Below are 22,236 nucleotides of genomic sequence, written 5' to 3' on the forward strand. Positions count from 1 at the left end.
GCTCCGAAACAGTTCCGGTCAACGTTCGCGGTGTCATAACCATGTTCGCTTGATTCGCCATTTACGCCGAAGCGCTCATTGCTACTTGCGTTTGCGAAACATCGGCAAGCCGAAGTTTCAGATTCGTTGGTAGGCTCGATTGGACTCGAACCAACGACCCCCACCATGTCAAGGTGGTGCTCTAACCAGCTGAGCTACGAGCCTAGAGAAACGAGATTATATGGAGCGTTGAGAAAGTTGGCAAGCGTTTTTATGCGGCGACATCAAAATCCAAATGCCGGCTTCGCGCAGGGCCAATATCATCACTTGCGCGTGGCCCTGACGACGCCCGCTACTTCGCCCAGCATCGCGCACGCGCGCTGGATCTGCGCCGCGCTCCACACTTCCACCGTGAACTGCATGAACGCAGCGTTGCGCCGCGACTGCGTCTTTACGCCAACCACGTTCATCTTCTCGCGCGCGAATACTTCGGAGATATCGCGCAGCAAACCTTGCCGGTCGGTGGCTTCGATCGAGAGATCGACGGGATAGACCGACTTGCCACGCCCGCTCATCACGTCCGCGGACCATGCCGTTTGCAGCACGCGCTCCGGCGCGCGCTCGGCCATGCGCAGGAACGTCGGGCAGTCGCTGCGATGTATCGACATGCCCTTGCCGCGCGTGACGAAGCCCGCGATGTCGTCGGGCGGCGCTGGGCGACAGCAACGCGCGAGCTGCGTGAGCAACGCGTCGACGCCGACGACGAGCACACCCGTCGACGCGCCATGCGCAACGCTCGCGCCGCTGCTGCGCTTCTCGAACTGCTCGGGCGCTTCGACGACGGGCTCTGCCGGCGGCGCATCGTTCAGCGCCTGCTCGACGAGCCGCAAGCTGAACTCTTCCTTGCCGACCACCGAGAACAGATCGTCGGTGGACTTGAACCCGAGCTTCGCAGCAAGCTGATCGAGATTGACCGACGTCTTGCCTTCGCGCTGCAAGGTCTTTTCGACCATCGCGCGCCCCGTTGCGATGTTCTCCTGGACTTCGACCGCGTTGAACCACGCGCGCACCTTCTGGCGCGCGCGATTACTTTGCAGATAGCCAAGCTGCGGATTGAGCCAGTCGCGCGACGGACCGCCCTCTTTCACCGCGATGATCTCGACCGTCTGCCCATTCTGCAACGGCGTGTTCAACGGCACCATCGCACCGTCGACGCGCGCGCCGCGGCAACGATGTCCCAGTTCGCTATGCAGGTGATACGCAAAATCGAGCGGCGTCGCACCTTGCGGCAGCGGAAGCACACGCGCCTGCGGCGTGAGCGTATAGATATGGTCGTCGTCGAGCGTCGCCTGGCGAAGCTGCTCCCATGGTCTGGCAGCGCCCTTTTCACCGGGCTTGCCTTCGGACACATCGTCCTTCCACGCAAGCAGCTGACGCAGCCATGCGATCTTCTCGTCGTACTTCTCGCTGGCGCTGAACTGCCCGCCGTACCCGCGCGTGCCCGCTTCCTTGTAACGCCAGTGCGCAGCCACGCCATACTCGGCGAACTGATGCATTTCCTGCGTGCGGATCTGCACTTCGAACGCGCGGCCGTCGTCGCCGATCACGACCGTGTGCAGCGATTTGTAGCCGTTCGGCTTGGGCCGTGAGATGTAGTCGTCGAATTCCTTCGGCACCGGCTGCCACAGGTTGTGCACGATGCCGAGCACCGTGTAGCAATCCTTGATGTCCGGCACGATGACGCGAAACGCGCGCACATCGTAGAGCTCGGAAAAGTCGAGTTCCTTGCCGCGCATCTTGCGCCAGATGCTGTAGATATGCTTTGGCCGGCCGCTCACTTCGGCGTTGATATGCGCGGCCGCCAGCTCCCGTTGCAACTGCGCGATCGCCTCGGCCACATAGGTTTCGCGCTCGACGCGCTTCTCGTCGAGCAGCTTCGCGATCCGCTTGTAGGTTTGCGGCTCCTCGAAGCGTAACGCGAGGTCTTCGAGTTCCCACTTCAATTGCCAGATGCCGAGCCGGTTTGCGAGCGGCGCGTAGATATCGAGCGTCTCGCGCGCCACGTCCGGGGTAGGCGTGATCTTCGCCGCAGCGTAGTAGCGCAACGATTGCAGCCGCGAAGCAAGCCGGATCAGCACGACGCGGATGTCCTGCGCGAATGCGAGCAGCATCTTGCGCAGCGCCTCCACCTGCGCGCGGCGCGCGGCCTGCGCATCGCGGCCCGCTTCGGGCATGGCATTCTGCGCCGCGCGCATGCTCACGGTGCCGAGCCGCAGCAGCTTGCGCACGTCGCCGACCAGTTGCGCGACTTCCTCGCCGAAATTGTCGGCGATGGTCTGCTCGGGGTTCGCCAGATGCGGCGTCAGCGAGAACAACGCCGCCGCCAGCACTGCAGGCGGATCGACGTTGAGCGTGCGCATGATGGCGGCCGTGCCTGCAGCATGGTCGGCGAGCGGCTCGCCAGACGACAGGCGCGCATCGCCCGCGTGCTCGCGCACGAACGCGAGTGCGTCGTCGAAGGACGGCGTTGGGTTCGGAGCGGTCGTGACGGTGTCGGTGTTCATCATGCGGCGGCCCGCGGCATACGCGGGCGGTCAGGCAAATGCTTGAAACGTGATGGCCTGCCTAGCTGCGCTGCGCAGCGACGACGACCACTTCGACGAGGCACTTCGGGTTGGCGAGCTTCGCCTCGACAGTTGCCCGCGGCGGCGTGTTGCCTTGCGCGACCCATTCGTCCCACGCCGCGTTCATGCCGGCGAAATGCACCATGTCCGAAATGTAGATCTGCACCGACAGCAGCAGCGACTTGTCACTATTGACTTCACCGAGCAGACGGTCGATGTGGCCCAGCACTTCGCGCGTTTGACCGACGATGTCCTGATCGGTGTCCTCGGCGATCTGGCCAGCAAGATAGACAGTGCCGTTGTGCACAGCGGTTTCCGAAAGACGCTTGCCGACGTGATGACGAATGACTGCCATGAAATGTCCTGTCCGTTGAGAATGAAAAAACGACGCTGCGCGGCGATGCGTTTTGCGTGCACCCCGATCCTTCAAGATCGGTCAACGACGCCGCGCCAATCTCATATTATGACGCGTCAGCGCCGTCCCCGATAAAGAACCGTTTCACGATATCGATCTGATCAGCGGAGAGAAAGGCTGGCGCGTGACCCACACCGGGGATTTCAACGCTCGATACATTGCGTCCCTTCTCGATCATCTGCGCGACGGTTTCGCGGGACAGCAGATCCGATTGCTCGCCGCGTACGACCAGCACGGGCCCCTCGATCGCCGCAAACGACTGCCACAGCGCCGCCTCGCCGAGCGCCGTCAGTTCGGGCGTGGTCTTCGTGAACGGCTCCGCGATGCGCGGGTCGTAGCGAAAGCGCCATGCGCCGTCACGCTCGTGCACGAGCGGCGAATTGATCTCGCGCCATTCTTCCGGCGTCAGCGGACCGAACGATTGCGCGAGCAACGCCGCATGATCGATCACTTCCTGCTGCGTGGCGAACGATACCGGTTGCCCCAGATAACTGCCGATACGCTCGAGCGCGACCGGCTCGACATGCGGGCCGACGTCATTGACGATCATCTTTCGAATGGGCGAGTCCTTCAGCCCGGCGAAGGCCATGCCGATCAGCCCACCCATCGATGTGCCGAACCAGTCCACCGACTCCACACCGAGCCGCGCAACGAGCGTGACCATGTCGCCGACATACTGCGGAATCATGTAATAAGCGGGATTGGCGAGCCACGACGACAAGCCGCGCCCGACCACGTCAGGACACACCACGCGATACACCGACGACAACGCCGCCGCGACCCGGTCGAAGTCACGCCCCGAGCGCGTGAGACCATGCACGCAGACCAGCACGCGCGGGTTGTCGGGCGCGCCCCATTCGGTGTACGCGATGTGATGCAGGCCCACAGGGCTCGCGCATTGAACGTAGCGTTGACGAGGCACGGCGGAACTGATTGCGGGCGAAACGGCGACAGGCGTGGCGGTCATCAGAACTCCCTCGATCGAAATAAGGCAGCGTGCAAAGGCGCACGGAACACGATCGATTCTAAACCGCTTCGCCCTGATCTCTCATCGGTCAAACGGCATAGGACAAAAGCACAAAACCAAATGAAAAGCGGGCACGACCTGCATCGCGCCCGCTTCACGTCAATCTTCACGTCAACCCAATCCGGCGTGAAGCCGGACGAAGAACATCAGCCCACTGCGCTCGTGTCGAGCGGCGCGCCCGTCTTCGCCTTGATCTCGTCGACAGTGACACCGTCGGCCAGTTCGACCAGCTTCAGGCCGCCATCGACTACATCGATCACGCCGAGGTCGGTGATGATCCGGTCGACCACGCCCACGCCCGTCAGCGGCAGCGTGCATTCCTCGAGAATCTTGTGCTGGTCGCCCTTCGCGACGTGTTCCATCAGCACGACGACCTTCTTCACGCCCGCGACGAGGTCCATCGCGCCGCCCATGCCCTTGATCATCTTGCCCGGGATCATCCAGTTCGCCAGATCGCCCTTCTTGCTGATCTGCATCGCGCCGAGAATCGCCAGGTTGATGTGGCCGCCGCGAATCATCGCGAACGAATCGGCCGACGAGAAAATCGACGAACCGGGCAATGTCGTCACGGTCTGCTTGCCGGCGTTGATGAGATCGGCGTCGACTTCGTCTTCATACGGCGACGGGCCGATGCCGAGCAGGCCGTTTTCCGATTGCAGCCACACTTCCATGCCCGCGGGCACGTGGTTGGCGACGAGCGTCGGCAGGCCGATGCCGAGGTTCACGTAAAAACCGTCCTGCAGTTCCTGCGCCGCGCGCGCGGCCATCTGGTCACGATTCCAAGCCATGGTTCATTCTCCTTTCGCGCGGACGATGCGTTGTTCGATACGTTTTTCGGGGTTCGCGTTCAGCACGATACGCTGCACGAAAATGCCCGGCGTGTGGATCGCGTCCGGATCGAGTTCACCCGTCTCGACGATCTCTTCGACTTCCACGACCGTAATCTTGCCGGCCATCGCGCACATCGGGTTGAAGTTGCGCGCGGTGCGACGGTAGATCAGGTTGCCCGATTTGTCGGCCTTCCATGCCTTGACGAGCGCGACGTCGGCCGTCAGCGAATGTTCGAGCACGTAGTGGTTCTCGCCGAACTGGCGCGTTTCCTTGCCGTCCGCGATGATCGTGCCGTAGCCCGTGTTCGTGAAGAACGCCGGAATGCCCGAGCCGCCCGCGCGCAGCTTTTCGGCGAGCGTGCCTTGCGGCGTGAATTCCAGTTCGAGTTCGCCCGCCAGGTACTGGCGCTCGAATTCCTTGTTCTCACCCACATACGACGAGATCATTTTCTTGATCTGGCGTGTTTCCAGCAGCAGACCGAGGCCGAAGCCGTCGACGCCCGCGTTGTTGCTGATGCAGGTGATGCCCTTGACGCCCGAATCGCGCAGGGCGGCGATCAGCGCTTCGGGAATGCCGCACAGGCCAAAGCCGCCGACAGCGAATGTCTGGCCGTCCTTGACGATGCCTTCGAGCGCGGACGCCGCGCTTGCGTAGACTTTGTTCATCAGTGTGTCCCTTCCTTGATTGGATACCCGAAATCCGGATCGATGCGACGCCGTTCTTATATCGACTGGCTGCGTGTTCCTGCGCGCTTTCGCGACACTGAACCGGTTGCCGGGGCGCTGCGGGCCTGGCCCGAAACGCCATTCTAGTCATCTGCGGCGAACGGTGGCGCGACATGTGCAAAACATTGCAAAGAAGTGCTCACGCACGCCAACCGCGCATCTTGTGATGTGCCGAAAGGGTACGATGCGGCGGCCTTGCGGCACAATACGCAAAAATACATAAGTATTCGTACCGCATTCCTTCGCTGATTTCATGCCCGAACTGGATTACCAAACCGCTTTTCATCTCGCGCCGATCGGTCTCGTGCTATCGCGCGAGCGGATCATCGAAGACTGCAACGACCAGCTCGCCGCGATCTTCGGCCGCTCGCGCGAATCGTTGCTGGGGCAATCGTTCGCGGTGCTGTATCCGTCGCCCGACGAGTTCGAGCGCATCGGTGAACGCATTCCGCCCATCATGACGGCGCAAGGCAGCTACGCCGACGACCGCATCATGAAGCGCACCAACGGCGAGCTGTTCTGGTGCCACGTGACGGGCCGCTCGCTCGACCGCGCAATGCCGCACGCAGCGGGCGTCTGGACTTTCGAGGATCTGAGCGCGACCCGACGCGTCGCCGTCGAACTGACGCCGCGCGAGCGCGAAATCGCCGCGCAACTGGTGACGGGGAAAACGAGCAAGCAGATTGGCCGGATTCTCGACATCAGTTCGCGCACCGTCGACGTCTACCGCGCGCGGCTGATGCGCAAATATGACACGGGCAACGCGACTGAACTGTTGCAGCGCCTGCTCGGAAACTGACTTCCGCTTGTAAATCGGGGAACGGGGGGAGCGGGGAGCGGCGCCAGCCGTGACAGCCGACGCGCGAGGAATGTGCTCAGACCTTCACGAGATGAGCGTTTTCGATGGTCGAGCGCAGAAGATCGGGAAGCGGCACCGACGTGCCCGCCGCATAGTCGATCCACACGCACTTCGCATTGCCGCGCGCATACAACGTGTCAGGATCGTCCGCACGGTACAGCTCGAAGCCCGTATCGAAGCTGCTGCGCCCCGGCACGCCGACCGTCATGCGGCCGATCACGTCGCCCGGATAGTGCAGCTGCTTCAGAAATTCCATCGATGCATTGACGATCACGGGCCCCTGCCCTTCGCCATTGCCGCCGGCGATGCCTAGCTGCTCGAACCAGGAAATCCGCACCTGCTCCATGTAACGGAAATAGACCGTGTTGTTCACATGGCCGAACGCGTCCATGTCGCCCCAACGGATCGGCATCGACATCTCAAAAACGGGGTGGTAATCGCTCATCGCACTTCTTCTACGGTTTAAATCGGGGAAACGGAACGGCTGGGCCGCACTCGGCTTTGGCCGCACTGCAAGGCGCGGCGGCCAGATTCGACTGCGCAACGCGCCGCGCGATGCGGACGTTGCACAAGGGTGTCAATGATCGCGCGTTTCGCGTTTTTCTGCTCTGAGCGTCGCGAAAAGCGCGGTCTTCAGCGGGGCCGCGCCCGTCACGACAGGCCGAAGCCGTCGTCGGCGGCGATCACCGAACCGTTGATGAATTGCGATTCGTCAGCGGCGAGTAGCAGCAACAGCCCATCGAGATCTTCCGGCTTGCCGACGCGGTGCCGCGGCAGCATCGAAATCAGCTTCTGCCCCTGATCGGTCGACCAATGATGGTGATTGATCTCGGTATCGATGTACCCCGGGCAGATCGCGTTCACATTGATGCCGTGCCGGCCCCACTCCTGCGCCATCGCCTTCGTCATGTGCACGACGGCCGCCTTGCTCATCGAGTAAAGCCCGATCTGCGGCAGCACCCGCAAGCCCGCCACCGAAGCAATATTGATGATCCGGTACGACGGCTTGTTATTGGCGCCGCGCATGATCATCCGCTTGGCCACTTCCTGCGCGACGAAGAAGGCGCCGCGCGTGTTCGTGTCGAACACGTATTCGAAGTCGGCGGGCGTCACTTCCGTCAACTTTTGCGTCGTCGAAACGCCCGAGTTGTTGACGAGGATATCGATCGTGCCCGCCTCGGTCTCGGCATGCGCGACGGCCGACTTGATGCTCTGGTAATCGGTCACATCGAGCGAAACGACGTGCGCCGCGCCGCCCGACGCCTCGATCTCGGCGCGCAATTCCTTCAGGCGTTCGATTCGTCGGCTTGCCAGCACGACCTTGGCGCCCGCTTGCGACAGCACCATGGCAAACCGCTTGCCGAGTCCACTCGACGCGCCCGTAATCAGCGCCACCTTGCCTTCCAGATTGATCGAACGGCCCATTGTCGTTTTCCTTGGAACGTGGATGTGACGGGATAACATGCTCACGCATCGCGCAGGGCATGGCGTAATTCCCAGTTCACAATAATAGAACGATCGTGCTAATCTTGCCTCATTGTGTTGCAGCGCAGGGATCGTTCGCTGACAATACGATCCCGAAAAAAGCATTCTAACGGTAACAGGAGCATCAATGACCCCCGCAAGTCTGATCGAGCAATACGGCCCGCGCGAGTCGATGGAATATGACGTGGTGATCGTCGGCGGCGGCCCGGCGGGCCTGTCGGCGGCCATTCGCCTGAAGCAGCGTGCTGCGGAAAAAGGCGTCGAGATCGGCGTCTGCGTGCTCGAAAAAGGCTCGGAAATTGGGGCGCATATCCTCTCGGGCGCCGTGATGGACCCGCGCGCGCTGAACGAACTGATTCCGGACTGGAAGGAAAAAGGCGCGCCGCTGGACGTTGAAGTGACCGAGGACCGATTTTTGTTTCTCTCCGAAACAGGGGCGAAATCGGTGCCGAACTGGGCGCTGCCGGACAACTTCAAGAATCACGGCAACTATGTGATCAGTCTTGCTAACGTCACGCGCTGGCTGGGGACACAGGCCGAAGCGGCGGGCGTCGAGATTTTTCCGGGTTTTGCTGCCGCTGAAGTGCTTTACAACGAAGATGGCTCGGTCAAAGGCGTCGCAACGGGCAATCTCGGCATCGGCAAGGACGGCGAGCCGACCGAAAACTTCCAGCTCGGCATGGAACTGCACGCGAAGTACACGCTGTTCTGCGAAGGCGCGCGCGGGCATCTCGGCCGGCAACTGTCTGACAAATTCAAGCTGCGCGATGGCGCCGATCCGCAGGTCTACGGCATCGGCATCAAGGAACTGTGGGAAATCGATCCGGCGAAGCACAAGCCGGGTCTGGTTATCCACACGGCAGGCTGGCCGCTCGATACGCAGACTTACGGCGGCTCTTTCCTCTATCACATCGACAATAACCAGGTGATGGTGGGCTTTGTCGTTGGTCTGGGCTATTCGAATCCGTACCTGTCGCCGTTCGAGGAATTCCAGCGCTACAAGACGCATCCGGAAATTCGCAAGTTTCTCGAAGGCGGCAAGCGTGTGTCGTATGGCGCTCGCGCGATTACGGCGGGCGGCCTGCTGTCGCTGCCGAAGCTCGCTTTCCCGGGCGGCGCCCTCGTGGGCGACGATGCAGGCTTCCTGAACGCGTCGCGGATCAAGGGTTCGCACGCGGCAATCAAAACAGGCATGCTCGCGGCCGACGCCGCGTTCGATGCCGTGCAGGCCGGCCGCCATAGCGACGAACTGACCGCGTATCCCGAGTCGTTCAAGACTTCGTGGCTGCACACCGAACTCTATCGCGCACGCAACTTCAAGCAGTGGATGAGCAAGGGCCTGTATCTCGGCACGTTGATGGTCGGCATCGAACAGAAACTGCTGGGCGGCAACGTGCCGTGGACGCTGCACCACCAGCATTGGGATCACGAGATGCTGAAACCGGCATCGCAGTGCACGCCGATCGAGTATCCGAAGCCGGATGGCAAGCTCACGTTCGACCGTCTCTCGTCGGTGTTCATCTCGAACACGAATCACGAAGAGAACCAGCCTGCGCATCTGACGCTGAAAGACCCGTCGGTGCCCGTCAAGGTGAACCTGCAAACCTATGCAGGCCCTGAAAGCCGTTACTGCCCCGCCGCTGTTTACGAGTTCGTGAAGAACGACGACGGCAGCGAGCGCCTCGTCATCAACGCGCAAAACTGCGTCCACTGCAAGACCTGCGATATCAAGGACCCGACGCAGAACATCGTGTGGGTGACGCCCGAAGGCGGCGGCGGTCCGAACTATCCGAATATGTGACGCAAACCGCGTCGTCCGCAAAGCAGAACGCCGCTCGATGAGCGGCGTTTTCGCATGCCGTTGCGGAAATTATCCGGCTCACTCCGTCAGCGCTTCAAGTCGGGCACGCACGCGGTCGAGCACGGCCGCCCACGCGCCAGCAGACGGCTGACGAAACAGCTCGACGGTCTGATACCACGGCGTACGCTCCGTCTCCTCGCCCCAGAACCATGCGGACACGTGATCGAGCATCAGCCAGGTGGGCACACCGAGCGCGCCCGCCAGATGCGCGGGACCGCTGTCGATGGTGACGAGCGCGTCGAGGTTGACAAGCAGCGCGGCCACATCGTCGAACCCGGCCGTGAACTGCGGCGTCAGATCGACGATATCGACGCCTTGCGCGCGCCATTGTCCGACCGTCTGCTCGCGCTCCGGTGAAATCGCGAAGAACGTCACGCCCGGCACATCCAGAATCCGCGCGATCTCATGCGCAGGCACCGAGCGCCGCCTGTCGCGGATGTGATCGGGATTGCCGTTCCAGACAAGGCCGACCTTGCGATTCCCCGCCGCCGTGGCGCCAGCGACGCGCTCGCGCCACGCCTCGGCACGCGCCGGATCGGCGCTCAGATACGGCCTTCCCCACACCGACGGATCGTTGATGCCCAAACGCAACGGCAAGCTCATCAACCCGCAGTGGTAATCGGGCTTCGTGTCGAGGCTCGTTTCGATCTTGATGCCGTCCGGCAGCATGCGTTCGAACAGATGCTGCATCGGCCCCGCGTAACCAAAAATCACGCGGCCGCCTTCACGTTGCGCGCGCTCGGCGAGCAGCGGCAGAAAGCGCACCGACCACAGGCAGTCGCCGTTGCCCTGCTCGCCATAGACGACGAGCGTCTTCCCCGCCAGCGACTCGCCGCGCCAGTTCGGACAGATGGCGGCGAGCGCCGCCCGCGCGGCGTTCGAATCGTGCGCGAAGGCGATGCGTGCTTCATAGTCGAGCCATCCTTGCGCGTAACGCCCCGCGCGCACTTCCAGTTCCGACAGATCGAAAAGCGCGTGCGCGTTGTCCGGCGTCAGCTCAAGCACGCGACGCAATAGCGCTTCCGCTTCGCCGAAGCGGCCTTGTTCCTTGATGCACAACGCGAGCTTGTGCAAGACGACATGATTGCCGGGCGCCGCCCGCGCCGCTTCTTGCAGCAGGCGCTGCGCTTCGGTGAAATCATCGCGCTCCTGGACGGCGGCCGCGCGCCAGACGAGCGCGTTAGCATCATTGGCATCGCGCGCCAGCAGAAGTGCGGTGGAAGATTCGATGAGCGCCCAGTCGCGCAGGATGAAGGCCGTCTGCGCGATGCCGTGCAATAGCCTCGCGTCGCAATTCGCGTCGAGCCGATGCGCCCGCATCAGCGCATCGACGGCTTCGCGCAGCAGCGCCTTGTCGCCGTTCGCGCGCTGGAGCAGCGCGTTGCCGAGCGCGAACCAGTCGGTCGCGACGGCGTCGGGCAAGGCCGTGCGCGCACGCAGCGGCGTGAGCGGATCGGCGGCGGTGGGATCGATAGTGTTCATGTGGACCGCCCCATCAGGAACCAGCGACTCTGCCGAATGGCTTCGACGTTACGCCGAATGGCGTTGCACGTCAGGGCGCGCTGGCAGCGATCTTCGGCGTATCGACGGTGACGTCGCCGCATTGCGCACGGTGCCGCAGCGCGTGGTCGATCAGCACGAGCGCGAGCATCGCCTCGGCGATCGGCGTCGCGCGAATGCCGACGCACGGATCGTGTCGCCCGAACGTTTCGACGACGGCGGGTTGGCCGTTTTTATCGATCGAACGGCGCGGCGTGCGGATGCTCGACGTCGGCTTGATGGCGATCGACACGGTGATGTCCTGCCCCGTCGAAATACCGCCGAGCACGCCGCCCGCATGATTGCCGACGAAGCCTTCCGGCGTCAGTTCGTCGCCATGCACGGAGCCACGCTGCCGCACGCTTTCGAAACCCGCGCCGATCTCGACGCCCTTCACCGCGTTGATGCCCATCATCGCGTGCGCGATGTCGGCGTCGAGGCGGTCGAACAGCGGTTCGCCAAGGCCGACGGGCACGCCCGATGCGACCACGTTGATGCGCGCGCCGATCGAATCGCCGTCCTTGCGCAATTCGTCCATATACGTTTCGAGCTGCGGCACGATATCCGCATTCGGCACGAAGAACGGATTTTCGCGCACGTATTGCCAGTCGACGAACGGCACGTCGATCTCGCCGAGCGCCGCCATATAGCCGCGAATCTCCACGCCGAACTTCTCGCGCAGCCACTTCTTCGCGACGGCACCCGCCGCCACCGTCGGCGCCGTCAGGCGCGCCGACGACCGGCCGCCACCACGATGGTCGCGAATGCCGTATTTCTGCCAGTAGGTGTAGTCGGCGTGGCCAGGACGGAACGTTTCGACGATGTTGCCGTAGTCCTTACTGCGCTGGTCCGTGTTGCGGATCAGCAGCGCGATAGGCGCGCCCGTCGTCTTGCCCTCGAAGACGCCCGAGAGAATCTCGACCTTGTCTTCTTCCTGGCGCTGCGTCACATGACGCGACGTGCCTGGCCGGCGGCGGTCGAGTTCGAGCTGGATGTCGGCTTCGACGAGCGACATGCCCGGCGGGCAGCCGTCGATCACACAGCCGATGGCCGGGCCATGCGATTCGCCGAAGGTCGTGACGGTGAAGAGCGTACCGAGGGTATTGCCGGACATGAGCGTCGTCCAAAGAAATGCGGGGAGAACGTCATTATGCCAGCCCGGCCGCGCTGGCGTGGCGCGCTGCGGCCCGGCCGGTGGTGATAGGACGAATGGACGAAGCGTCGCGCCTTCGGCCAGACGGCTCAGGCGCACAGCCTCACTTGCGGGCGCCGCGCAGATCGGTGACGACCTGCTGCAGACGTTCCGGCGTCGCGTCGGCCGGTTCGAGCGGCTCGCCGACGGCCAGCGTCAGACGGCTCATCACGCCCCTCTGGAGCGGCCGCGGAAAGCGCGCATCGGTGCTGCGCGACCAGAAACTGCCCCACAGCCCGCGCAGCGCCATCGGTACGACGGGCACGGCCTTGCGCCGCAGAATTTCCACCACGCCATGGCGGAACGGATTCATGTCGCCCGTTCGTGTCAGCTTGCCTTCGGGAAAAATGCAGACGAGATCGCCGTCGTCGAGTGCTTTCGCGCAGGCGTCATAGGCGCGTTTAAGCATCTCAGGGTCTTCATGCGCCGGTGCGATCGGAATGGCCTTAGCGTGTCTGAAGAGCCAGCCGACAAGCGGCGTGCGGAAAATCCGGTGATCCATCACGAAGCGGATCGGCCGAGGGCTCTCCGCCATGATGACAATGGCGTCGACATAGCTCACGTGATTGCACACCAGCACGGCCGCGCCCTCTTCGGGAATGCGCTCCGCGTGCACGAGGCGCATCCGGTAGAACGTGTGGACCAGCAACCACGCGACGAAGCGCAGCAGGAACTCGGGCACGAGCGAATAGATATAGATCGCGACGACCACGTTGAGCAGCGCCGTCACGAGGAACAACCCCGGAATGCCGACACCCGCCGACGTCAGCGCGACGGCCATCAGCGCGGACACGATCATGAACAGCGAGTTGAGGATATTGTTCGCCGCGATGATCCGCGCGCGGTGGCTCGGCTGGCTGCGGCTCTGGATCAGCGCGTAGAGCGGCACGCTGTAGAAGCCGCCGAACATCGCCAGCAGGAACAGATCCGCGAGCACGCGCCAGTGCGCGTGCAAGGCCATGAATTCGCCGACCGTCAGCAGATGCGTGACGCCCGGCAGCGCGTGGCTCGCGAAGAACAGGTCGATCGCGAACACGCTGATGCCGATCGAGCCGAGCGGCACGAGCCCGATTTCGATGCGTTTCTTCGACAGCCGCTCGCACAGCAGCGACCCGGTGCCAATGCCGATCGAAAAGGTTGCGAGCAGCACGGTCACGACATCGGGATTGGCGGACAGCACGTCCTTCGCGAACCGGAAGAACGAAGACAGGAACGTCGCGCCAACGAACCACAGCCAGGAAATACCAAGCAGGCTCAGAAACACCGTCCGGTTCTGACGCGCCAGTTTCAGATTGCGCCAGGTTTCGCTGATCGGATTCCAGTTGATGCGCAAGTCCGGTTGAGAAGGCATCGACGGCGGCACGAAGCCCGACGCGACGCGTCCAATCAGCGCAATCGCCACGCAGCCGAACGCGAGGATCGCCGCGCCGTGCGCGTCCGAGCCCGCCGCCGCGCCGCCCATGATCGTGCCGAACAGAATCGCGACGAAGGTGCCCATTTCGACCATGCCGTTGCCGCCGACCAGCTCCGACTTGTCCAGATGCTGCGGCAGATACGCGTACTTGACGGGGCCGAACACCGTCGAATGGACGCCCATCAGGAACGTGCACAGATACAGCAGCACGGCGTTGTGCAGCCAGAAGCCCGCGCCGCCCACCAGCATCACGCCGATCTCGAACGTCTTCACGAAGCGCGTGAGCATCGCCTTGTCGTACTTGTCGGCGATCTGACCCGAGGTCGCCGAGAACAGGACGAACGGCAGAATGAAGATCGCGGAAATCAGAAAGGCCGCGGTATCCGCATTGACGCCTGAGAAACGCGCGGCCTGATACGTGACGAGCGACGTGAAGCCGATCTTGAACACGTTGTCGTTCATCGCGCCGAGGAACTGCGTCCAGAAGAACGGCGCGAAACGGCGCTCGCGCAACAGCCGGAACTGCGAACCGTGTTCACGCGCGGTGCGCCTTTGCTGTTGGGCGGTAGACAACGGACGATCGTTCATTGAGTGATGGATGTTGGGCAGTTTCTGCCCGGATTCACAACCGCTTTGCGGAACTGGCGGACACAAAAAAAGCGCACGCTGATCGCGCGCGCTTCGAGGATAGTTCAGTCATGCGACAGTGGCATGCCGGCGGGCCTCATCTGCAAACTGAGCCGACACCGAGCCTCGCTCAGCGCGACGGCTGCTCCTGCTGCGGCTCGTCTTCCGCGGGCCAGTCGCGGATATAGGCCTTCAGCATCCGGTTCTCGAAGCCCTGCTCTTCGACGACCGCCTTCGCGACGTCGTAGAACGAAATTACGCCCATCAGCTTGCGGCTTTCCATGACGGGCAGATAACGCACGTGATGTTCGAGCATCATGCGGCGAACTTCGTTGACATCCGTTTCGGGCGTGCAGGTGAGCGGGTGATCGTCCATGACCTTGCGGATCGTGCTGCCGCCGACGCTGCCGCCATTGCGGCTCAGCACGAGAATGATCTCGCGGAACGTCAGCATGCCGACCAGATCGCCATATTCCATCACGACGAGCGAGCCGATATCGTGCTCGGCCATCGTGTTGACGGCTTCATTGAGCGGGCTATCGGGCGTGACGGTAAAAAGGGTGTTGCCCTTGAGCTTGAGAATGTCGCTGACGCGCATGATTTGTCTCCTGATGAAGCCTTCTGAAGCAAAAAAAGGCCTGACTGTCTTTCGATCGTAGCGGAAAGGCCCACAAAAAGAAAGCGCACAACCACCGCCGGGAGCGCGCCAGCGAACGCTCGGCAGGCGGCGCTCGCGGGCCTGCCGGCGGCTGCGGCGGGCGCGGCGGGCGGCCCGTTCCCGCCTGTCCGGCCCGCATTTCCATACAGACGTAATACGGGCGTTAACCGAGTGGTTCGGGCGCGGCACGATGATACGATGGCCCCCACTCTCACCTTCGCCGGGCTGTCGAGGTCCGGCCGTCCACGATGTCCGCCAACCGTTTTGACACGCTTGCGCTGCATGCGGGCGCCGCCCCCGACCCCGCGACGGGCGCGCGCGCGACGCCCATCTACCAGACCACGTCGTTCACGTTCCGCGACTCCGATCACGCCGCCGCGCTCTTCAACATGGAGCGCGCGGGCCATGTCTACTCGCGCATCTCGAACCCGACGGTCGCCGTGTTCGAAGAGCGCGTCGCCGCGCTCGAAAACGGCGCGGGCGCGATCGGCACGGCGAGCGGCCAGGCCGCGCTGCATCTCGCGATCGCAACGCTGATGGGCGCGGGCTCGCACATCGTCGCGTCGAGTGCGCTCTATGGCGGCTCGCACAACCTGCTCAACTACACGCTGCGCCGCTTCGGCATCGAAACGACGTTCGTGAAGCCGGGCGACATCGACGCGTGGCGTGCCGCGCTGCGCCCGAACACCAAACTGCTGTTCGGCGAGACGCTCGGCAACCCGGGCCTCGAGGTGCTCGACATCGCGACGGTCGCGCAGATCGCGCACGAGCATCGCGTGCCTTTACTGGTCGATTCGACCTTTACGACGCCGTATCTGCTCAAGCCGTTCGACCACGGCGCGGATTTCGTCTACCACTCGGCGACCAAGTTCCTCGGCGGCCACGGCACGACGATCGGCGGCGTGCTCGTCGACGGCGGCACGTTCGACTTCGACGCGTCCGGACGCTTCCCGGAATTCACCGAGCCGTACGAAGGCTTTCACGGCATGGTGTTCGCCGAGGAAAGCACCATCGCGCCGTTCCTGCTGCGCGCCCGCCGCGAAGGCTTGCGCGACTTCGGCGCGTGTCTGCATCCGCAAGCCGCGTGGCAACTGCTGCAGGGCATCGAAACGCTGCCGCTGCGCATGGAACGCCACGTCGCGAACACACGCAAAGTGGTCGAATTCCTCGCCGCCCATGCCGCCGTCGAATCAGTCGCCTATCCCGAACTGCCGACCCACCCGGATCACGCGCTCGCGCAGCGCCTGCTGCCGCGCGGCGCGGGCGCCGTGTTCAGCTTCAATCTGCGCGGCGACCGAGCCGCCGGCCGCGCGTTCATCGAAGCGCTGTCGCTGTTCTCGCATCTGGCGAACGTCGGCGACGCCCGCTCGCTCGTCATTCATCCCGCGTCGACGACGCACTTCCGCATGGACGCCGCCGCGCTAGCCGCCGCAGGCATAGCGGAAGGCACGATACGTCTTTCGATCGGCCTCGAAGACCCCGACGACCTGATCGACGATCTCAAGCGCGCGCTAAAAGCCGCGCAGAAATCCGCGGGCGGCGCTGCGCAACAAACCGCCTCGAAGCCCGCCGGTCCGGCGCGCAAGGAGTCCGCATGATCGTCGACGTCAACGGCAAACCGGCCTACGCGTACACGGGCGGCAAGGCATTCGACGCCACTCTGCCCACCGCCGTCTTCATTCATGGTGCCGAGCACGATCACAGCGTCTGGGCGCTGCAAACGCGCTATTTCGCGCATCACGGCTTCGGCGTGCTGGCCGTCGACCTGCCCGGCCACCACCGGAGCGCGGGCCCGGCGCTGACCAGCATCGGCGCGATGGCCGACTGGCTCGCCGCCTTGCTTGACGCAGTGGGCGTGGCGCGTGCGTTCGTCGCCGGGCACAGCATGGGCTCGCTGATCGCGCTCGACTTCGCGGCCCGCTACCCGTCACGCGCGACGCATCTGGCGCTCGTCGCGACGGCCGTACCGATGGCCGTTTCCGACGCGCTGCTCGATGCCGCGCGCGAGCGCGAGCCGGAAGCCATCGACATGGTCAACCAGTGGTCGCATTCGACCCTCGCCGCGAAACCATCCTGCCCCGCGCCCGGCTTCTGGCTGCACGGCATGAACCAGCGGCTGATGGAGCGCGTCTCGGCGACGGGCGAGCCACGGCTCTTTCACACCGACTTCAGCGCCTGCAACGCGTACACGGACGGCCTCGCGCGCGCCGCGCAGGTGAACTGCCCCACGCGCCTGATCGTCGGCAGGCGCGACGTGATGACGCCGCCGCGCGCCGCCAAAGCCCTCGCCGACGCACTGCGCAACGCAAGCGTGCCCGTCGACACGATCACGCTCGACGCCGGCCACGCGCTGATGTCCGAGCAGCCCGACGCGACGCTCGATGCGCTTTACGCGTTTGCGACGGCCCGCGCTCCGAACCGTTCACAGGCCTCACATTAACCGCCCCGAAGCGCGCGCACCATATGCCGAATGGCCAGGTTGCGCGCGTCTGACGATAGCAGCACAATGAATCCATGCTTGACCGAATGTGCAGCGCGACGGCGCTCACGCAGGCAGGCAACGGAGGCGATCATGAGCCATCAGACAACGCACGACGAGCACTTCGCCAGTTTCGCGGAGTTCTATCCGTACTATCTGACCGAGCATCGCAACACGGTGTCACGGCGGCTGCATTTCGTCGGATCGCTGGGCGTGATCGGCTTCGTCGCGATGGCGCTCGCGACGGGCGACTGGCTATGGCTGCCGGCAGCCGTGGTATGCGGGTATGGCTTTGCGTGGGTCGGCCATTTCTTCTTCGAGAAGAACCGGCCGGCGACCTTCCGGCATCCCATTTACAGCCTGATGGGCGACTGGGTGATGTTCAAGGACATCTGCACGGGGCGCATTTCGCTATAGCGGCGAGCGGCGCAACGCGGCTCAGGCACCACGACGCGCGAGCGCCCCAAAGCCCGAGAGCGCTCAAGCCGTCTGCTGGGGCAACGCAGCCGCGTCGTGCACGCCCGCCTGATCCTGTTGCGCAGCGCCGCGCGAAACGGCGCGCGCCGCCAGCAAAGTCGAGAGGTTCACCTTGAGCGCGTCGTTATCGAGCGCGGCTAGCAGCATGGCGCTATCCACATGCGTCGAATCGAGATTCAGCTGATACGCGAGTTCCGCGCGGTCGATCACGAACAGGTCAAAAAGCCGCTCCACTGTGATCTGGGTCGGGTTCGCGATCAGCAGAAAGCGCGGGCGCTGGCCGTTTTCGTCGAGTTGCACGATCCAGTCGATCGCTTCGAGCCGCTGCAACAGGCGCACCGTCGTTTCCATATCCCGGCGTAATGCGCGCGCGAGTTCAGGCACCGTGTAACCGTGTGTGCTCGCATCGCGCGCTTCGACGAGCCGCGCGAGCAATTCAAGCGAGTCGAGCAGATCGCTGCCCGGAAAGTCGGGACGATGGAATTGCCCCGTGCGGATCGCCGGAAGCGCCGATGCGATCATCGCGCCCGCGAGCGTGATGAACCAGCTGAGGTACATCCATAGAAGAAAAAGCGGCACGACGGCGAACGCGCCGTACACAGCCGTATAAGTCGGAATGCGCCGGATGTAGAAACCGAAGCCGCGCTTCGCCAGTTCGAACGCGATCGCGGCCGTGACGCCGCCTACGATGGCATCGCGCCACTCCACGCGACAGTTCGGCACGAACACATACATCAGCGTGAACGCGAGCACCGTCAGCGGCAACGCAGCGCCCGCCAGCGCCCATTCGATCAGCGGCGTGATGCGCTGCGCGGCGGTGTACGTCATGGACTGCGTGAACAGATACGAGGAGATCGACAGGCTTACGCCGATCAGAATCGGCCCGAGCGTCAGGATCGACCAGTAGACCAGCACGCGCTGCGCGAATGGGCGCGCCTTACGCACGCGCCAGATCACGTTGAACGCGGATTCGATCGTCATCATCGTCATCACGGACGTGACGAACAGGATGATCATGCCGACCGTGGTCAGCCCCTTCGCCTTCGATGCGAACTGGTTCAGGTATTTGAAGATCTGGCTGCTGACCTGGTCAGGCATTAGATGGTCGGCGAGAAACGTCTGCAGCGACATCTGGAACTGCGCGAAGATCGGAAACGCGGTAAACAGCGCGAACGCGACCGTCGCGAGCGGCACCAGCGAGAGCATCGTCGTAAACGTGAGACTGCCCGCCACCTGCGGAACGCGATCCTCGCCGCTGCGCTTCGCGGCAAACTCCGCGAGACGCTTGAGCGCGTCGAGATCGAGACGCAACCTGGACAACAAACCGACCTCCTCCACTTCAGTGCACGCGCCGGCATCGAGCGCGTCGCCAATCTCGCGGCACCGCCAGCGAACCCACCCCTATAATACCCGTTCACTGCCAATGCCTATGAAAGACATCCTCGTGCTTTACTACAGCCGGCACGGCGCCACGCGCGAACTCGCGCTGGCTATCGCGCACGGCGTCGACAGCGTTTCCGGCATGCAGGCGCGCGTGCGCACGGTGCCACCCGTCTCGACGGTCTGCGAAGCCACGCAGCCCGACATTCCCGCAGAAGGCCCGCCGTACGTGGAACTGCGCGATCTCGAAGAGTGCGCGGGACTCGCGCTCGGCTCGCCGACTCGCTTCGGCAACATGGCCGCGCCGCTCAAGTACTTCCTCGACGGCACCACGCCGCAGTGGCTGTCGGGCGCGCTCGCGGGCAAGCCGGCCTGCGTGTTCACGTCGACGGGCAGCCTGCACGGCGGCCAGGAAACGACGCTGCTGTCGATGATGCTGCCGCTCCTGCATCACGGCATGCTGATCCTCGGCATTCCGTACACCGAAAGCACGCTCACGACGACGCAAACGGGCGGCACGCCCTACGGCGCATCGCACTTCGCGCGTGCGGACTCGGCCGGCCACGGCATTTCCGCCGACGAAAAAACGCTCGCCATTGCGCTTGGCGCGCGGATCGCGCGCACTGCCGCCTCGATGAGCGAGCGGCCATGAACACGGCGCGCGACGCAGCTTCCCAAAACAGCGCGCAGGGCAACCGCGCCGCCGCAACGGGCGCGCTGGTTGCGCTCATTGCGCTGATTGCGCTGTGCGTCGCGTGGGAATGGTGGCTTGCGCCGTTGCGCGCGGGCGGCTCGCTGTTCGTGCTCAAGGCCGTGCCGCTGCTGCTCGCGCTGCCCGGCGTGTGGCGCAAGCGGCTTTACACGTTGCAGTGGGCATCGATGCTGAGCCTGCTGTATCTGATGGAAGGCATCGTGCGCGGTATGTCGGATCGTGACCTGAGCGCCCGGCTCGGCTGGTGCGAGGTGATCCTCGCCGTCGCGTTCTTCGTCTGCGCGCTCGTTTATGTCGCGCCGTTCAAGCGCGCAGCGAAGCGTCACGCACGCAGTGAAAACGGCGCGGCCAGCGGGCCCGTTTGATTAACGGGCGCAGCGCGGCCACAGCCCTGGCCGCGCCGCGTATCCAATGCATCAATCTGCATCAACCGTCAGCGTCGAATCACGCAAAAGCCACGCACTAGCCGATCACGCCCTACCCGCTCTGACCGACCATTCATGAACTCCGCAGCTTCATCGAACTTCATCGCCGCGTGCGTCGACGCGATCGGCGCCGCGCACGTCCTTACCGATCCGCACGACACCGCCCCCTATCTCACCGACTGGCGCCGCCGCTACACGGGCAGCGCGTGCGCGGTGCTGTGCCCGTCGACGGCTGAAGAAGTCGCCGCGATCGTGCGGCTCGCGAACGAACACCGTGTCGCGATCGTGCCGCAAGGCGGCAACACGGGCCTCGTGGGCGGCGCCACGCCCGACACGAGCGGCGCGCAAGCGGTGCTGAGTCTCAGGCGGCTCAATCGCGTGCGCGATGTCGACCCGCACAACAACACGATCACCGTCGAAGCAGGCGTCGTACTCGCCGACGTGCAGGCGCGCGCCGAAGCGGCGGCACGTCTGTTCCCGCTGAGCCTCGCGGCGCAAGGCAGTTGCACGATCGGCGGCAATCTGTCGACGAACGCGGGCGGCACAGGCGTACTGCGCTATGGCAACACGCGCGAGCTGTGTCTCGGGTTGGAAGTGGTGACGCCGCAAGGCGAGCTGTGGGATGGACTGCGCGGACTGCGCAAGGACAACACCGGCTACGATCTGCGCGACCTCTTCATCGGCGCGGAAGGCACGCTCGGCATCATCACGGCGGCCGTGATGAAACTGCATCCGCAGCCGGCCGCGCGCGTGACCGCGCTCGCCGCGCTGCCTTCGGCGCATGCCGCGCTGGATTTTCTGTCGCTCGCGCAGCGTCACGCCGGACCGCTTCTGACGGGCTTCGAACTGATGTCGGATTTCTGCCTGCGCCTCGTGAACCGGCATTTCCCGCAGATGCGTTATCCGTTCGCGGAGCCGCACGCGCAGATCGTGCTGCTCGAACTGTCGGATAGCGAAAGCGAAGAGCACGCCCGCGCGCTCTTCGAGCGAATGATGGAAACGGCGCTCGAAAGCGGTCTCGTCGAAGATGCCGTGGTCGCGGAAAATCTCGCGCAGACGCAAGCATTCTGGAATCTGCGCGAGCACATTCCGCTGGCGCAGGCCGAGGAAGGACTGAACATCAAGCACGATATCGCGGTGCCGATTTCGCGCATCGGCCATTTCATCGAAGAAACGGATGCGCTGATCGCGGAGGCCGCGCCCGGCGCGCGAATGGTGACATTCGGTCACCTCGGCGACGGCAATCTGCATTACAACGTGCAGGCGCCCGAAGGCGGCGATGCGAAGCAGTTTCTCGCCCAGTATCAGAGCACGATGAATCAGATCGTCTACGACAGCACGCATCGGCATCGCGGCAGCATCAGCGCGGAGCACGGAATCGGTCAGTTGAAGATCGACGAATCGGCGCACTACAAATCGGATATCGAAGTGCGTCTGATGAAAACTTTGAAATCCGCGTTCGATCCGCTGAACCTGATGAATCCCGGCAAGGTGCTACGCTAACAGCATGGGTATCGAAGAGAGGCG

The 22,236-nt window shown here is 63.8% G+C and carries 20 protein-coding genes and 1 tRNA gene; 8 read left to right on the forward strand and 13 right to left on the reverse strand.

The window, feature by feature from the left end; all coding sequences use genetic code 11:
• Nucleotides 1-127: 127 nt before the first annotated feature.
• From SB822_RS04340 to SB822_RS04365, 6 genes are all read right to left on the reverse strand, one after another.
• A tRNA-Val gene (locus SB822_RS04340) sits at nucleotides 128-204 on the reverse strand.
• A 98-nt stretch (nucleotides 205-302) separates the two neighbouring features.
• Complete coding sequence (locus SB822_RS04345) at nucleotides 303-2,543, reverse strand: RelA/SpoT family protein (protein WP_079500187.1); 2,241 nt, start codon at nucleotides 2,541-2,543, stop codon at nucleotides 303-305.
• 61 nt (nucleotides 2,544-2,604) lie between these two features.
• Complete coding sequence (locus SB822_RS04350; protein WP_035990403.1) at nucleotides 2,605-2,958, reverse strand: RidA family protein; 354 nt, start codon at nucleotides 2,956-2,958, stop codon at nucleotides 2,605-2,607.
• Nucleotides 2,959-3,064: 106 nt separating this feature from the next.
• A complete protein-coding gene (locus SB822_RS04355; RefSeq protein ID WP_090835389.1) occupies nucleotides 3,065-3,985 on the reverse strand; it encodes an alpha/beta fold hydrolase in 921 nt (306 codons plus the stop codon).
• Nucleotides 3,986-4,191: 206 nt separating this feature from the next.
• Nucleotides 4,192-4,833, reverse strand: coding sequence for a CoA transferase subunit B (locus SB822_RS04360; RefSeq protein WP_007585459.1), 642 nt, complete (start codon nucleotides 4,831-4,833; stop codon nucleotides 4,192-4,194).
• Between the two features lie 3 nt (nucleotides 4,834-4,836).
• A complete protein-coding gene (locus tag SB822_RS04365) occupies nucleotides 4,837-5,541 on the reverse strand; it encodes a CoA transferase subunit A (protein ID WP_007585457.1) in 705 nt (234 codons plus the stop codon).
• A gap of 313 nt (nucleotides 5,542-5,854) precedes the next feature.
• Here SB822_RS04365 and SB822_RS04370 point away from each other — a divergent pair, with 313 nt between their 5' ends.
• The gene (locus SB822_RS04370) at nucleotides 5,855-6,400 is read left to right on the forward strand and encodes a PAS and helix-turn-helix domain-containing protein (RefSeq protein ID WP_007585455.1); all 546 of its coding nucleotides are present in this window, start codon (nucleotides 5,855-5,857) and stop codon (nucleotides 6,398-6,400) included.
• Nucleotides 6,401-6,476: 76 nt separating this feature from the next.
• Here the strand turns inward: SB822_RS04370 and SB822_RS04375 are convergent, their stop codons facing one another.
• Together SB822_RS04375 and SB822_RS04380 are read right to left on the reverse strand one after the other, a co-directional pair.
• Nucleotides 6,477-6,905, reverse strand: coding sequence for an acyl-CoA thioesterase (locus tag SB822_RS04375; protein WP_090835387.1), 429 nt, complete (start codon nucleotides 6,903-6,905; stop codon nucleotides 6,477-6,479).
• 206 nt (nucleotides 6,906-7,111) lie between these two features.
• The gene (locus SB822_RS04380) at nucleotides 7,112-7,885 is read right to left on the reverse strand and encodes an SDR family oxidoreductase (RefSeq protein WP_007585451.1); all 774 of its coding nucleotides are present in this window, start codon (nucleotides 7,883-7,885) and stop codon (nucleotides 7,112-7,114) included.
• A gap of 187 nt (nucleotides 7,886-8,072) precedes the next feature.
• On the opposite strand from SB822_RS04380, the gene SB822_RS04385 reads away from it, so the two are divergent.
• Nucleotides 8,073-9,746, forward strand: coding sequence for an electron transfer flavoprotein-ubiquinone oxidoreductase (locus SB822_RS04385; RefSeq protein WP_090835386.1), 1,674 nt, complete (start codon nucleotides 8,073-8,075; stop codon nucleotides 9,744-9,746).
• A gap of 78 nt (nucleotides 9,747-9,824) precedes the next feature.
• Here SB822_RS04385 and SB822_RS04390 read toward each other — a convergent pair whose 3' ends face one another.
• The 4 genes from SB822_RS04390 to SB822_RS04405 form a co-directional block, all read right to left on the reverse strand.
• The gene (locus SB822_RS04390) at nucleotides 9,825-11,288 is read right to left on the reverse strand and encodes a tetratricopeptide repeat protein (protein ID WP_090835383.1); all 1,464 of its coding nucleotides are present in this window, start codon (nucleotides 11,286-11,288) and stop codon (nucleotides 9,825-9,827) included.
• Between the two features lie 70 nt (nucleotides 11,289-11,358).
• Nucleotides 11,359-12,459: a chorismate synthase gene (gene aroC / locus SB822_RS04395; RefSeq protein ID WP_090835382.1), complete on the reverse strand. Its 1,101-nt coding sequence runs from the start codon at nucleotides 12,457-12,459 to the stop codon at nucleotides 11,359-11,361.
• A 142-nt stretch (nucleotides 12,460-12,601) separates the two neighbouring features.
• Nucleotides 12,602-14,539 (reverse strand): MFS transporter, encoded by a 1,938-nt coding sequence (locus SB822_RS04400; RefSeq protein WP_090835379.1) that lies wholly within the window; start codon nucleotides 14,537-14,539, stop codon nucleotides 12,602-12,604.
• A gap of 169 nt (nucleotides 14,540-14,708) precedes the next feature.
• Entirely contained in the window at nucleotides 14,709-15,176 is a 468-nt protein-coding gene (locus SB822_RS04405; RefSeq protein WP_007585445.1) for a CBS domain-containing protein, read from the reverse strand.
• A gap of 308 nt (nucleotides 15,177-15,484) precedes the next feature.
• On the opposite strand from SB822_RS04405, the gene SB822_RS04410 reads away from it, so the two are divergent.
• From SB822_RS04410 to SB822_RS04420, 3 genes are all read left to right on the forward strand, one after another.
• Entirely contained in the window at nucleotides 15,485-16,834 is a 1,350-nt protein-coding gene (locus SB822_RS04410; RefSeq protein ID WP_090835377.1) for an O-acetylhomoserine aminocarboxypropyltransferase, read from the forward strand.
• Nucleotides 16,831-17,676 carry an alpha/beta fold hydrolase gene (locus SB822_RS04415; RefSeq protein WP_090835376.1) on the forward strand — a complete coding sequence of 282 codons (846 nt, stop codon included), beginning with the start codon at nucleotides 16,831-16,833 and terminating at the stop codon, nucleotides 17,674-17,676. Before SB822_RS04410 ends, SB822_RS04415 begins: the two co-directional genes overlap by 4 nt.
• Nucleotides 17,677-17,808: 132 nt before the next feature.
• Nucleotides 17,809-18,132, forward strand: coding sequence for an Mpo1-like protein (locus SB822_RS04420; protein WP_090835697.1), 324 nt, complete (start codon nucleotides 17,809-17,811; stop codon nucleotides 18,130-18,132).
• A gap of 63 nt (nucleotides 18,133-18,195) precedes the next feature.
• On the opposite strand, the gene SB822_RS04425 is transcribed toward SB822_RS04420, so the two are convergent.
• The gene (locus SB822_RS04425; RefSeq protein ID WP_090835694.1) at nucleotides 18,196-19,512 is read right to left on the reverse strand and encodes a YihY family inner membrane protein; all 1,317 of its coding nucleotides are present in this window, start codon (nucleotides 19,510-19,512) and stop codon (nucleotides 18,196-18,198) included.
• Between the two features lie 109 nt (nucleotides 19,513-19,621).
• On the opposite strand from SB822_RS04425, the gene wrbA reads away from it, so the two are divergent.
• The 3 genes from wrbA to SB822_RS04440 all read left to right on the forward strand — a co-directional run bounded on the left by wrbA (nucleotide 19,622) and on the right by SB822_RS04440 (nucleotide 22,212).
• On the forward strand, nucleotides 19,622-20,224 hold the full coding sequence (gene wrbA / locus SB822_RS04430; RefSeq protein ID WP_079499944.1) for an NAD(P)H:quinone oxidoreductase: 603 nt from the start codon (nucleotides 19,622-19,624) through the stop codon (nucleotides 20,222-20,224).
• Nucleotides 20,221-20,649, forward strand: coding sequence for a DUF2069 domain-containing protein (locus SB822_RS04435; RefSeq protein WP_090835375.1), 429 nt, complete (start codon nucleotides 20,221-20,223; stop codon nucleotides 20,647-20,649). The genes wrbA and SB822_RS04435 overlap by 4 nt, the downstream gene beginning before the upstream one ends.
• 135 nt (nucleotides 20,650-20,784) lie before the next feature.
• A complete protein-coding gene (locus SB822_RS04440) occupies nucleotides 20,785-22,212 on the forward strand; it encodes an FAD-binding oxidoreductase (protein ID WP_090835374.1) in 1,428 nt (475 codons plus the stop codon).
• The last annotated feature ends 24 nt before the right edge of the window (nucleotides 22,213-22,236 follow it).

Origin of the sequence: Paraburkholderia sp. SIMBA_054, assembly GCF_046534875.1 — a bacterium.
In the GTDB taxonomy this organism is placed as follows: domain Bacteria; phylum Pseudomonadota; class Gammaproteobacteria; order Burkholderiales; family Burkholderiaceae; genus Paraburkholderia; species Paraburkholderia hospita.

What these genes read in the sequence shown, in the direction of transcription:
- SB822_RS04380 (WP_007585451.1), bottom strand. Translation starts at nt 7,885, where the DNA reads ATGGGCCGTTCGATCAATCTGGAAGGCAAGGTGGCGCTGATTACGGGC.
- SB822_RS04360 (WP_007585459.1), bottom strand. Translation starts at nt 4,833, where the DNA reads ATGGCTTGGAATCGTGACCAGATGGCCGCGCGCGCGGCGCAGGAACTG.
- SB822_RS04435 (WP_090835375.1), top strand. Translation starts at nt 20,221, where the DNA reads ATGAACACGGCGCGCGACGCAGCTTCCCAAAACAGCGCGCAGGGCAAC.
- SB822_RS04400 (WP_090835379.1), bottom strand. Translation starts at nt 14,539, where the DNA reads ATGAACGATCGTCCGTTGTCTACCGCCCAACAGCAAAGGCGCACCGCG.
- SB822_RS04390 (WP_090835383.1), bottom strand. Translation starts at nt 11,288, where the DNA reads ATGAACACTATCGATCCCACCGCCGCCGATCCGCTCACGCCGCTGCGT.
- SB822_RS04345 (WP_079500187.1), bottom strand. Translation starts at nt 2,543, where the DNA reads ATGAACACCGACACCGTCACGACCGCTCCGAACCCAACGCCGTCCTTC.
- SB822_RS04410 (WP_090835377.1), top strand. Translation starts at nt 15,485, where the DNA reads ATGTCCGCCAACCGTTTTGACACGCTTGCGCTGCATGCGGGCGCCGCC.
- SB822_RS04440 (WP_090835374.1), top strand. Translation starts at nt 20,785, where the DNA reads ATGAACTCCGCAGCTTCATCGAACTTCATCGCCGCGTGCGTCGACGCG.
- SB822_RS04385 (WP_090835386.1), top strand. Translation starts at nt 8,073, where the DNA reads ATGACCCCCGCAAGTCTGATCGAGCAATACGGCCCGCGCGAGTCGATG.
- SB822_RS04350 (WP_035990403.1), bottom strand. Translation starts at nt 2,958, where the DNA reads ATGGCAGTCATTCGTCATCACGTCGGCAAGCGTCTTTCGGAAACCGCT.
- SB822_RS04420 (WP_090835697.1), top strand. Translation starts at nt 17,809, where the DNA reads ATGAGCCATCAGACAACGCACGACGAGCACTTCGCCAGTTTCGCGGAG.
- SB822_RS04415 (WP_090835376.1), top strand. Translation starts at nt 16,831, where the DNA reads ATGATCGTCGACGTCAACGGCAAACCGGCCTACGCGTACACGGGCGGC.
- SB822_RS04375 (WP_090835387.1), bottom strand. Translation starts at nt 6,905, where the DNA reads ATGAGCGATTACCACCCCGTTTTTGAGATGTCGATGCCGATCCGTTGG.
- aroC (WP_090835382.1), bottom strand. Translation starts at nt 12,459, where the DNA reads ATGTCCGGCAATACCCTCGGTACGCTCTTCACCGTCACGACCTTCGGC.
- SB822_RS04365 (WP_007585457.1), bottom strand. Translation starts at nt 5,541, where the DNA reads ATGAACAAAGTCTACGCAAGCGCGGCGTCCGCGCTCGAAGGCATCGTC.
- SB822_RS04370 (WP_007585455.1), top strand. Translation starts at nt 5,855, where the DNA reads ATGCCCGAACTGGATTACCAAACCGCTTTTCATCTCGCGCCGATCGGT.
- SB822_RS04405 (WP_007585445.1), bottom strand. Translation starts at nt 15,176, where the DNA reads ATGCGCGTCAGCGACATTCTCAAGCTCAAGGGCAACACCCTTTTTACC.
- wrbA (WP_079499944.1), top strand. Translation starts at nt 19,622, where the DNA reads ATGAAAGACATCCTCGTGCTTTACTACAGCCGGCACGGCGCCACGCGC.
- SB822_RS04355 (WP_090835389.1), bottom strand. Translation starts at nt 3,985, where the DNA reads ATGACCGCCACGCCTGTCGCCGTTTCGCCCGCAATCAGTTCCGCCGTG.